Genomic DNA, 11350 nt, shown 5'->3' with positions numbered 1-11350 from the left:
CCACGGCGGCCGCCGCTATGGTCACCGCGTCCCCCGCCCAGGCGGCGGCGTTCAAGGTGCTCGTGTTCTCCAAGACCGCCGCCTTCCGGCACGACTCCATCCCCACCGGTATCCAGGCGATCCGCGATCTGGGCTCCGCCAACGACTTCGCGGTGGACGCCACCGAGGACGCGAACGCGTTCACCACGAGCAACCTCGCGCAGTACAAGGCGGTGGTGTTCCTCAGCACCACCGGTGACGTGCTGAACTCCACCCAGCAGTCGGCCTTCCAGTCCTACATCGACGGCGGCGGCGGGTACGCGGGCATCCACTCGGCCGCCGACACCGAGTACGACTGGCCCTACTACGGCCAGCTCGTCGGCGCCTGGTTCAACAACCACCCCGCCATCCAGCAGGCCACCGTGCGCACCGAGGACCGCGCGCACCCCGCCACCGCCCACCTCGGCCCGACATGGTCGCGCTCCGATGAGTGGTACAACTACCGCACCAACCCCCGCTCGACCGCGCACATCCTGCAGACCCTGGACGAGTCCAGCTACAGCGGCGGGAACATGGGCGACCACCCCATCACCTGGTGCCACCCCCAGTCGGCGGGACGGTCGTTCTACACCGGCCTCGGCCACAGCCAGGCCGCCTACTCCGAGTCCGCCTTCCGCACCCTGCTCCTCGGTGGTATCCGTTACGCCGCGGGCGTCGCCAAGGCCGACTGCCGCCCGGAGACCGGGTACACCGCGATCTACAACGGCTCCACCACCGGCTGGACCCAGGCCGGCCCCGGGTCGTTCACCAACTCCGACGCCACGCTGACCTCCCAGGGCGGCATGGGAATGCTCTGGTACAGCGCCAAGGAGTACCACTCCTACTCCCTCAAGCTGGACTGGAAGCTGACCGGTGACTCCAACTCCGGTGTGATCGTCGGGTTCCCCCCCACCACCGACCCCCAGACCGCTCTGGACACCGGCTATGAGGTCCAGATCGACGCCACCGACTCCGCGGACAAGACCACCGGCGCCGTCTACGGGGTCAAGTCCGCCGACATCGCCGCCCGCGACGCGGCGCTGAACCCGCCGGGACAGTGGAACACCTACGAGCTCCTCGTCGAGGGGGAGCGCCTGCAGGTGTTCCTCAACGGAGTCAAGATCAACGACTTCACCAACACCAACTCGGCGCGTTCCCTGCAGGAGGGATACATCGGTATCCAGAACCACGGGAGCGGCAATACGGTGGCCTACCGCAACATCCGCGTCAAGGAACTGAGCGGCCCGACCCCCACGCCGACCCCGACCCCCACGCCGACGCCGACGCCGACGCCGACCCCCACGCCGACGCCCAGTTCCACGACCACGATCAAGGGCGTGGCCTCCGGCCGGTGCCTGGACGTCAGTGGCGCGTCGCAGTCCAACGGGGCCCTGGCCCAGATCTGGGACTGCAACGGGCAGAACAACCAGAAGTGGACGCTGACCGGCTCCAGTGAGCTGCGGGTGTACGGCAACAAGTGCCTGGACGTCAACGGCGCCGGCACCGCCGACGGCACCGGGGTCCTGATCTGGGACTGCAACGGCCAGAACAACCAGAAGTGGCGCTTCAACTCCGACGGCACCGTAACCGCCATCGGCGCGAACAAGTGCCTGAGCCTGGCGAGCAACGGCACCGCCAACGGCACCAGGGCGCAGATCTGGACCTGCAACGGCTCCTCCGGCCAGAAGTGGGCCCGCGTCTGACGGCACGACACGGCGGAGGGCGCTTCCCGAGTGTCCTCCGCCCGCTTTCACCCCCCGTTAGGAGAATTCATGCAGGAAACCGCGCCACACGCGGTACGCGGACGCGCCATGGCCGGTCGCACCACCAGGACACCATGCGCCGCCCCCGTGCCGGCCGGTGCCGGCTCCGGACCCGCCGGGCGGGCCGCGTGCTGAAGATGACCGGCATCGGCAAGAGCTTCCTGGGCGTCCGGGTGCTGCGGGACGTGGACCTGGAGGCGGCCGCCGGACAGGTGCACGCCGTGGTGGGCGAGAACGGCGCGGGCAAGTCCACGCTCATGAAGATCCTCGCCGGGGTGCACACCCCGGATGAGGGGACGATCGAGATCGACGGCCGGCAGGTGGCGTTCCGGCATCCAGTCGAGGCGCAGCGGTCCGGGGTGGCGATCATCCACCAGGAGCTCACCCTGCTGCCGGAGCGCACCGTCGCCGAGAACGTGTTCCTCGGCCGGGAACCGGGCCGGTGGGGGCTGACCGACCGGGCGGCGATGGAGTCGGCGACCGGTGAGCTGCTGCGCTCCCTCGGCGAGGAGTCCTTCGGCCCGCGCGACCTCGTCCGGCGGCTCTCGGTCGCGCGGCAGCAGGTCGTCGAGATCGCCAAGGCGCTCTCGCTGAACGCGCGGATCGTGGTGATGGACGAGCCGACCGCCGCCCTGGCCGGCCACGAGGTCGAGCTGCTGTACGCACTGGTGCGGCGGCTCACCGAGCGAGGCATCGCCGTCCTGTACATCTCGCACCGGCTCCGCGAGGTCTTCGAGCTCGCCGACCGGATCACGGTGCTCAAGGACGGTGCCCGGGTCACCACCGCCGCCGCGTCCGCCCTGACCCCCGTCGCGCTGGTCCGCCTGATGGTCGGACGGGAGCTGGACTCCTACTTCCCGCCCCGCTCCGAGGAGCCGCCCGGCGAGGTGATGCTGAGCGTGCGCGGCGGCGGCAACGACAGGCTGCGCGGCATCGACCTCGACGTGCGGGCGGGCGAGATCGTCGGGCTGGGCGGGCTGCAGGGCTCGGGCCGCACCGAGGTCGCCAAGGCCCTGTTCGGCGCCGAGCCCTTCACCGTCGGCGAGATGACCCCCTGCCGTCCCCGCACGCCCCGGGAGGGCATCATGGCCGGGATCGGCCTGGTCACCGAGGACCGCAAGGCCGAGGGACTGCTGCTCGACCAGCAGTTGGGCGACAACGCCCTGCTGGTCGCACGGGCCACCGGGCGGCGCCTCGCGGGAGTCGACCGGCTGCTGGAGCGCGTACGGCTCAACCCGCCCCGCCCCACGCAGGAGGTCCGGCTGCTGTCCGGAGGCAACCAGCAGAAGGTCGTGCTGGCCAAGTGGATGGCGGTCGCCCCGAAGGTCCTGCTGTTCGACGAGCCGACCCGCGGCGTCGACGTCGGCGCCAAGGCCGCCATCCACGACCTGATGCGCGAACTCGCCCGCGGCGGCATGGCGATCCTGATGATCTCCTCCGAGCTTCCCGAACTCATCGGCATGAGCGATCGCATCGTGGTGCTCCGCGAAGGCCGCGTCGCCGGGGAACTGCCGGCCGGCCCGTCCGAGGAGGACGTCATGCGTCTGGCGGCCGCGTCGTGACCGAGCACGTCAAGCCGGGGCGCATCCCGGCACGGGTGACGGGTCTCGGGCGGCTGACCGCCGACCGGCCCGCACGCGCCGTCTACCTGGCCCTGGCCCTGCTCATCGTGCTGGGCTGGGCGCTGTTCGAGCTGGACGGCGGCGGATTCCTCGGTCTCTCGAACATCGTCGGGATCCAGCAGCGGTCGGCGGCCCTCGGAATCGTCGCCGTCGGACAGACCGTGGCGATCCTGGCCGGAAGCCTGGACCTGTCGGTCGCCTACCTGATCAGCCTGACCTCCCTGGTCGCGGCCGAGACCATGGCGGGCGAGGACTCCGGCGTGCTGCCCGCGGTCGCTGCGGTGCTGGCCGTGAGCGCGACCGTGGGACTGGTGAACGGGCTGGTCGTCACCCGGCTGAAGGTGCACCCCTTCATCGCCACGCTCGGGGTCGCGCTGGTGATCAGAGGAGTGCTGGACTGGCGGTACGACGGGCCCGCTGGGAGCGTGCCCGCCTCGTTCCAGCACCTCGGGTACGACCGCGTCGGACCGCTGCCGGTGTCGGCGCTGCTGTGGGCCGCGGTCGCGGTGGCGGTGTGGTTCCTGCTGAGCAGGACGCGCCTGGGCCACCGGATCTACGCCGTGGGCGGCGACGCGGAGATCGCGCGGCTGTCGGGTGTGCGGACGGGGCGGGTCGTGGTCGTCGCCCACGTGCTGTGCTCGATCTGCGCCGGGATCGCCGGGCTGCTGCTCGCCTCGCGGCTGGGGGCCGGGGCCCCGACCGTGGGGACCGACGGCGGGTACGACCTGGAGTCGATCGCCGCGGTCGTGCTCGGCGGGACGGCCCTGGCCGGTGGTCGCGGCGGGGTCGCCGGCACCGTCGGCGGCGTCCTGCTCCTGGCCGTCCTCGACAGCGTCTTCAACCAGATGGAGATCAACTCCTTCGCCAAGGACGTCGTACGCGGCGTGGTCCTGGTGGCCGCCCTGGCGATCTACGCGCGGGGGAGGCGGACGACATGAGACGAGCTCTGCCGATCTTCATCGTGCTGGCCGGGCTGCTGGTCGCCATCGCGGTCGTCAACCCCTACTTCATGGAGCCGTCCGCCTTCCTCGCCTTCGTCAAGCGCGCCGCGCCGCTGGTGATCCTCGCGGCCGGGCAGTACTTCGTGATCGTGTCCGGTGAGTACGACCTGTCGGTCGGCTCGCTGGTCACCGCCGAGGTGGTGATCGCCGCCCGGCTCATCGACGGCTCGGCGGGCGCGACCTGGCCCGTGCTGGCTTTGATGATCGCCCTGGGGTTGCTGGCCGGGCTGGTCAACGGGGTCGTCACCACGGTGCTGCGGGTGCCGTCGTTCATCACCACGCTCGGCATGCTGCTGATCCTGTCCGGTGCGGTCTTCCTGTGGACCGGCGGCGCGCCCCGCGGCGCCCTTTCCGCGGAGTTCCGCGAGCTCGGCCGCGGGAGCCTCGGTCCGGTGCCCTGGGCGGTCCTGATCCTCGTGGTGGCCGGGGCGGTGGCGATCCGGGCAATGCGCGCCGACTTCGGCCGCACGCTGGTCGCGACCGGGGACAACGACCGGGCCGCGGCCCTGTCCGGTGTCCGGGTCGCGCGGGTGCGGACGGTGGCGTTCATGATCTCCGGGCTGTCCGCGGCGATCGCCGCGATCCTGCTCGGCGGCTTCGCCGGCGTGTCCGCGCAGGTCGGCGTCGGCCTGGAGTTCCAGGCAATCACCGCGGTCGTGCTCGGCGGCGTGGCCCTCGGCGGCGGCCGCGGTTCCGTGGTCGCCGCGATGGCGGGCGCCTTCACGCTGGAGGCCCTGTTCACCCTGCTCAACCTGTACGGCGTCTCGGGGGCGCTGGAGCCGGCCGTACAGGGGGTCATCATCATCGCCGCGGTGGCCATCGGTGCGGTGAACCTGCCACGCAGGCGAGTCGCGGCCACCTGACCTGATAGTGAAAACGAAAGGAACGATCTTGCGATATTTCTCGCGGCGAATGCTGGCCGCGGTGGCGCTGGCCGGACTGGCGGTGCCGCTGGCCTCGTGTACCAGCGACAAACCCGTCGCCACCACCTCCGCGCAGCCGACGGCCTCCGCGGCGGAGTCGACCGGTTCCAGCACCGGCGACCAGTCGAAGTTCTTCGTGCAGGGCGACTACGACGCCCAGATGACGATGCGGACGGCGCAGCCGACCGGCCCGGAGGGCAAGCCGTGGGAGCAGAGCATCGACCCGCAGCTCACCGACACGGCCGAGTACAAGAAGGCGGGCCCGTACCACCTGTGCTTCTCCAACGCGGCGATCGACAACCCCTGGCGGCAGGTCGGCTGGAAGACCATGCAGGCGGAGGTGGCCCTGCACAAGGAGATCACGCGGTTCACCGCGCTGGACGCGGAGGGCAAGGACGACAAGCAGATCTCCGACATCGCCGAGCTGCAGGGCAAGGGGTGTGACGCGCTGATCGTCTCGCCCAACACCACCGTGACCCTGACGCCCGCGGTGACCGGGGCGTGCCCGAAGATGCCGGTCATCGTGTTCGACCGTGGCGTGCGCACCGACTGCCCGGTCACCTTCATCAAGCCGATCGGCGGCTACGCGTTCGGCGCCGAGGCCGCCGAGTTCCTCGTCGAGAAGGTGCCCGCCGGCGGGAAGATCCTGGCGCTGCGGATCCTGCCCGGCGTGGACGTGCTGGAGACCCGCTGGTCGGCGGCGAAGATCGCGTTCGACAAGAGCGACCTCGACGTCGTCGGCGTGGAGTTCACCGACGGCGACGCCGCCAAGACCAAGAGCATCGTCGGCGACTACATCCAGCGCCACGGCAAGATCGACGGTGTCTGGATGGACGCCGGCGCCACCGCCGTCGCGGCGGTCGAGGCGTTCGAGGACGCCGGCCAGCCCGTCCCGCCGATCAACGGCGAGGACCAGCAGGACTTCCTGAAGAAGTGGAGCGACTCCAAGCTGACCGCGATCGCCCCGACTTACCCGACGTACCAGTGGCGCACCCCCATCATCGCGGCGCTCAAGATCCTCAAGGGTGAGCAGGTGCCAAAGGTCTGGAGCCTGCCGCAGCCGACGGTCACCCAGGAGAACCTCGCCACCTACCTCAAGCCCGGCATGCCGCCGCTGCACTACGCCCTGTGCGGGTGCGAGGACCTGCCCGGATACCCGGAGAAGTGGGGCGGCAAGCGGTGATCGGTGTCAACACCTGGGTCTGGGTCTCACCACTCACCGACGACTCCCTGGCCGCGCTGGCGCCGCGGATCGCGGAGTGGGGGTTCGACGTCATCGAGCTTCCGGTGGAGCGGCCCGGTGAATGGGACCCGCCCAGGGCCGCCGACCTGCTCGCCGGACTCGGGCTCGGCGCTTCGGTCGTGCTGACGATGCCGCCGGGGCGTGAGCTGGTCGGCGCCCCGCCGCAGACCGTCCGGGAGACCCAGGACTACCTGCGGCACTGCGTGGACGTCGCGGTGGCCGTCGGCGCGCCCGCGGTCAGCGGGCCCGCCTACTCCTCGGTGGGCCGGGCCTGGCGGATGAGCCCGGACGAGCGCCGCGCCATCTACGCCGAGCTCAGGGAGAATCTGAAGCCGGTTCTCGCCCACGCGGCCGAGCACGGGGTCCGCATCGGCGTCGAACCGCTCAACCGGTACGAGACCAGCCTGCTGAACACCGTCGAGCAGGCACTCGAAGCCCTGCCCGACGATTGCGGCCTCGCCCTGGACACCTACCACCTCAACATCGAGGAGAAGGACCCGCCGCGGGCCGTCCGGCTGGCCGGCGACCGGATCGCGCACATCCAGGTGTGCGGGACCGACCGCGGCGCCCCGGGCGCCGACCACTTCGACTGGCCCGGCTTCGCCGAGGCCGTCCGCGACGCGCGCTACACCGGCCCGCTCGTGATCGAGTCCTTCACCGCCGACAACAAGACCATCGCCACCGCCGCGTCCATCTGGCGCCCGCTCGCCCCGTCCCAGGACGCCCTCGCCACCGACGGACTGGCCTTTCTACGCACCCTCTGGAAACACCCGGACGGTTCCATCCCCGCCGTCCGGGACGACCCGTCATAGAAATCCCCTCCCCATCCCTTCGCGCCGGACCGAAACCGGTGCCCTCCCTGGAGACCCCTCATGCGAAGACCACGGCTACTCCGCCTCCTAACAGCTGTACTGCTGTTGTTCTCGTTCACCGCCGTGCCGGCGCACGCCGCGGCCCCGCTGTTCAAGGTGCTGCTGTTCTCCAAGACGGCGTCCGGCGCCTACCGGCACGACTCCATCGCCGCCGGTATCACGATGTTCCAGCAGCTGGCGGCGGACAACAACTTCCAGCTCGACCGCAGCGAGGACTCCAGCGTCTTCAACACGGCGACGCTGAACACCTACGACGCCGTGATCATGCTCCAGACCTCCGGCATGGTCTGGGACAACGACTCGCAGCGCGCGGCCATGCAGGCGTACGTGCGCTCGGGCCACGGCATCGTCGCGATCCACAACGCGACCGACATGAACATCGAGTCGTCGTTCCCCTGGTGGGACCAGACGGTGCTGGCCGGCGCCCACATGACCGCGCACTCATCGATCGTGCAGGGCACCGCCAAGGTCGCCGACAAGGCGCACCCCTCGACCAGAGGGCTGCCGGACCGGTGGACGCGCACCGAGGAGTGGTACAACTTCGACAAGAACATGCGCGGCAGCGTCCACGTGCTGGTCACCGCGGACGAGACCACGTATGACGCCGGGCCGAACAAGATGGGCGCAGACCACCCGATCTCCTGGTGTCACAACCCCGAGACCGCCCGGGTGTGGGCCACGGCGATGGGCCACAACGCCTCCTCCTACTCCGAGCCGCTGTTCAAGCAGCACGTGCTCGGCGGTGTGCAGTGGGCGGCGGGCGTCGCGCCCGGTGACTGTGGCGGCACCATCGCGGCCCGGTACCAGAAGGTCACGCTGGACGGCGCGCCCGACCAGCCCATGGAGCTCGACGTGGCCGCCGACGGCACCGTCTACTACATCTCCCGGTCGGGCAAGGTCAACGCGATTCCCCCCGGCGGGTCGCCGCGCACGATCGGCACCCTGTCGGTGTACGACGGCGGTGAGGACGGCGGCGTCGGCCTCGCGCTCGACCCGAACTTCGCCACCAACCGCTACATCTACCTGAACTACTCGCCCTTGAACGGCGGCGAGGTCAACCGGGTCTCCCGGTTCACGCTCAACGGCTCCACACTCGACCTGTCGAGCGAGAAGAAGATCATCGAGGTGCCGGCGTTCCGCAACGTCGACGAGCCCGGCCACACCGGCGGTTACCTGGCGTTCGGCCCGAACGGCAACCTCTACATCGGCCCCGGTGACGACACCAACCCCAACGGCTCCAGCGGCTTCGCGCCGATCGACGAGCGGTCCGGCCGCGAGCACTACGACGCCCAGCGTTCCGCGGCCAACACTAACGACCTGCGCGGCAAGATCCTGCGCATCCACCCCGAATCCGACGGCACCTACACCGTCCCCTCCGGCAACCTCTTCGCGCCCGGGACCGCCAAGACGCGTTCCGAGATCTACGCGATGGGCTTCCGCAACCCGTTCCGCTTCTCGGTCGACAGGGACACCGGCTGGATCTCGGTGGGCGACTACGGCCCTGACGCGGGTGCGGCCAACTCCAACCGCGGTCCCGAGGGCACCGTCGAGTGGAACCTGATCAAGGAGCCGGGCAACTACGGCTGGCCCTACTGTGTCGGCAACAACATCCCGTTCAACGACTTCAACTTCTCCACCAACACCTCCGGCTCGAAGTTCAACTGCTCGGCGCCGGTCAACAACTCGCCCAACAACACCGGGCTGACCAACCTGCCCGCGGCCAAGTCCGCCACCATCTGGTACAACTACCACGCCTCCGCCGAGTTCCCCGAGATCAACTGCTGCGGGGGCGCGGCTCCGATGGGCGGCCCGTTCTACCACTACGACGCGAACAGCGCCTCCGACCGGAAGTTCCCCGAGTACTTCGACAAGACGCCGTTCTTCTACGACTGGAGCCGCAACTTCGTCAAGGAGCTGCGCCTGGACTCCTCCGGCAACCTGCTGAAGATCAACAACTTCGTCGCGCAGCTCTCCCCGCACGCGCCCATCGACATGAAGTTCGGCCCGGACGGCGCCCTGTACTACGCCGACTGGGGCAACGGCTTCGGTCACGACAACACCGACGACGGCGTCTACCGGGTCGACTACCTCGGCGGCACCGGAGGCAACCGCGCCCCCATCGCCAGGGCGACCGTCACCCCGGACTCGGGCAGCGCTCCGCTGACCGTCACGTTCTCCTCCCTCGGCTCGTCCGACCCGGAGGGCACCGCGATCACCTACGCCTGGGACTTCGGTGACGGCGGGACCTCCACCAGCGCCAACCCGTCCCACACCTACACCGCCAACGGCACCTACAACGCCAGGCTGACCGTCCGCGACGCGGGCGGCAAGACGGGCACCGTCACGGTGGCCGTGGTCGTCGGCAACACCCGTCCCACGGTCGTCTTCGGCTCGCCGCCGGACGGCGGGTTCATCAACTTCGGTGACACCGTCAACTACACGGTGAACGTCACCGACCCCGAGGACGGCACGATCGACTGCTCGAAGGTGACGGTGATCGCCGCGCTCGGGCACGACACGCACAGCCACGACACCGGCCAGACGACCGGCTGCTCGGGGACCATCACGACCACTGCTTCCGGTCATGACGAGGCCTCCAACGTCTTCTACGTGCTGATCGCCGAGTACACCGACGCGAGCGGCCTGAAGACCAGCACCGGGATCACGCTGCAGCCCAAGCACAAGCAGGCCGAGTTCTTCACCGGCTCGTCGGGCGTCCAGGTCATCGACCAGAGCGGGGCCGAGGGCGGCAGGCGCGTCGGCCAGATCTCGGACGGCGACTGGATCTCCTTCTCCCCGATGAACCTGTCGGGGATCACCTCGGCGTCGTTCCGTGTCGCGGCTCAGTCCAGCACCGGCGGATCGATCGAGCTGCGCTCGGACTCGCCGACCGGGACGCTCATCGCGTCCAGTTCGGTGCCGAGCACCGGCGGATCGAACACCTACCAGTCCCTGCCGGCGGCGACGATCACCAACCCCGGTGGCACCCATAACGTCTACATGGTGTTCCGGGCACCGACGGCGAACGCCTTCGACGTCGACTCGATCACCTTCAACGGAGCGGGCGTCGGGCAGGGCAACGGCAACACCGGCGGCCCGCAGAGCGGGCGCACCTACACCCTGACCGCCGGGCACAGCAGCAAGGTCGCCGATGTCAGAGGCCAGTCGACCGCCGACGGCGCCGCCGTCATCCAGTGGACGGCCGGCGGAGGCACCAACCAGCAGTGGAAGGTGACCGACACCGGCAACGGGACGTTCACCCTGGCCGCCGTGCACAGCAGCAAGTGCATGCAGGTCGCGGGCTCCTCGACCGCCGACGGCGCTCTGATCCAGCAGTCGTCGTGCTCGGGCGGCGCCAACCAGAAGTGGCGCTTCGAATCCACCGGAACGACAGGCGTCTACCGCGTCATCTCGTCGAACGGCGGCAAGTGCCTGGACGTCCCCAACGCCTCCACGGCGAACGACGTCCAGCTCGTCCAGTGGACCTGTAACACCGGCACCAACCAGCAATGGAGGTTCACCCAGGTCGGCTGACCCACCCCCGGCGCCCGCACCGGGCGCCGTGGCTCCATTCCGCTGCACAAGACCGACGTCCCTGCCTCGAATCGTGAACACCGGAGAAGAACGGTCCGAGGCAGGGCGTTCGGTCGCTCTAGCCTGTCCCGTGCGGCGCGTTCGAGACCGCCCGCCCGGGTCAGCACTCGATGACGTTGACGGCGAGGCCGCCCCGGCTGGTCTCCTTGTACTTGTCGAGCATGTCGCGGCCGGTGTCGCGCATGGTCTTGATGGCCTTGTCCAGGGAGACGAAGTGGCGGCCGTCGCCGCGCAGGGCGATGCGGGCCGCCGCGATGGCCTTGATGGAGGCGACCGCGTTGCGTTCGATGCAGGGGATCTGCACCAGGCCGCCG

General features: G+C 69.9%; 8 protein-coding genes. 7 read left to right on the top strand and 1 reads right to left on the bottom strand.

Translation table 11 applies throughout. From position 1 onward, the window contains the following. The 7 genes from AB0O34_RS34275 to AB0O34_RS34245 all read left to right on the top strand — a co-directional run. Nucleotides 1-1721, top strand: a 1721-nt coding sequence (locus AB0O34_RS34275; protein WP_363922704.1) for a ThuA domain-containing protein, incomplete at its 5' end; no start/stop codon positions are given. 197 nt (nt 1722-1918) lie between these two features. Further along, entirely contained in the window at nt 1919-3343 is a 1425-nt protein-coding gene (locus AB0O34_RS34270; protein ID WP_363922706.1) for a sugar ABC transporter ATP-binding protein, read from the top strand. After that, entirely contained in the window at nt 3340-4341 is a 1002-nt protein-coding gene (locus tag AB0O34_RS34265) for an ABC transporter permease (RefSeq protein WP_363922702.1), read from the top strand. The genes AB0O34_RS34270 and AB0O34_RS34265 overlap by 4 nt, the downstream gene beginning before the upstream one ends. Further along, nucleotides 4338-5267 carry an ABC transporter permease gene (locus AB0O34_RS34260; RefSeq protein ID WP_363922700.1) on the top strand — a complete coding sequence of 310 codons (930 nt, stop codon included), beginning with the start codon at nt 4338-4340 and terminating at the stop codon, nt 5265-5267. The genes AB0O34_RS34265 and AB0O34_RS34260 overlap by 4 nt, the downstream gene beginning before the upstream one ends. 28 nt (nt 5268-5295) lie before the next feature. Next, nucleotides 5296-6510 carry a substrate-binding domain-containing protein gene (locus tag AB0O34_RS34255; RefSeq protein ID WP_363922698.1) on the top strand — a complete coding sequence of 405 codons (1215 nt, stop codon included), beginning with the start codon at nt 5296-5298 and terminating at the stop codon, nt 6508-6510. Then, complete coding sequence (locus AB0O34_RS34250; RefSeq protein WP_363922696.1) at nt 6507-7382, top strand: sugar phosphate isomerase/epimerase family protein; 876 nt, start codon at nt 6507-6509, stop codon at nt 7380-7382. Before AB0O34_RS34255 ends, AB0O34_RS34250 begins: the two co-directional genes overlap by 4 nt. 60 nt (nt 7383-7442) lie before the next feature. Beyond that, entirely contained in the window at nt 7443-10976 is a 3534-nt protein-coding gene (locus AB0O34_RS34245) for a ThuA domain-containing protein (protein ID WP_363922694.1), read from the top strand. Nucleotides 10977-11136: 160 nt separating this feature from the next. Here AB0O34_RS34245 and AB0O34_RS34240 read toward each other — a convergent pair. Continuing rightward, a partial coding sequence (locus AB0O34_RS34240) for an L-serine ammonia-lyase, iron-sulfur-dependent, subunit alpha (protein ID WP_363922692.1) occupies nt 11137-11350 on the bottom strand: 214 nt, incomplete at its 5' end.

The organism is Sphaerisporangium sp. NPDC088356 (assembly GCF_040685555.1).
Lineage (GTDB): Bacteria > Actinomycetota > Actinomycetes > Streptosporangiales > Streptosporangiaceae > Sphaerisporangium.
This window is presented reverse-complemented; position numbering and strand designations above follow the sequence as displayed.

Bases quoted from the DNA above. Each gene is read 5' to 3' on its own strand.
- AB0O34_RS34260 (WP_363922700.1), top strand. From the start codon at position 4,338: ATGAGACGAGCTCTGCCGATCTTCATCGTGCTGGCCGGGCTGCTGGTC.
- AB0O34_RS34270 (WP_363922706.1), top strand. From the start codon at position 1,919: ATGACCGGCATCGGCAAGAGCTTCCTGGGCGTCCGGGTGCTGCGGGAC.
- AB0O34_RS34245 (WP_363922694.1), top strand. From the start codon at position 7,443: ATGCGAAGACCACGGCTACTCCGCCTCCTAACAGCTGTACTGCTGTTG.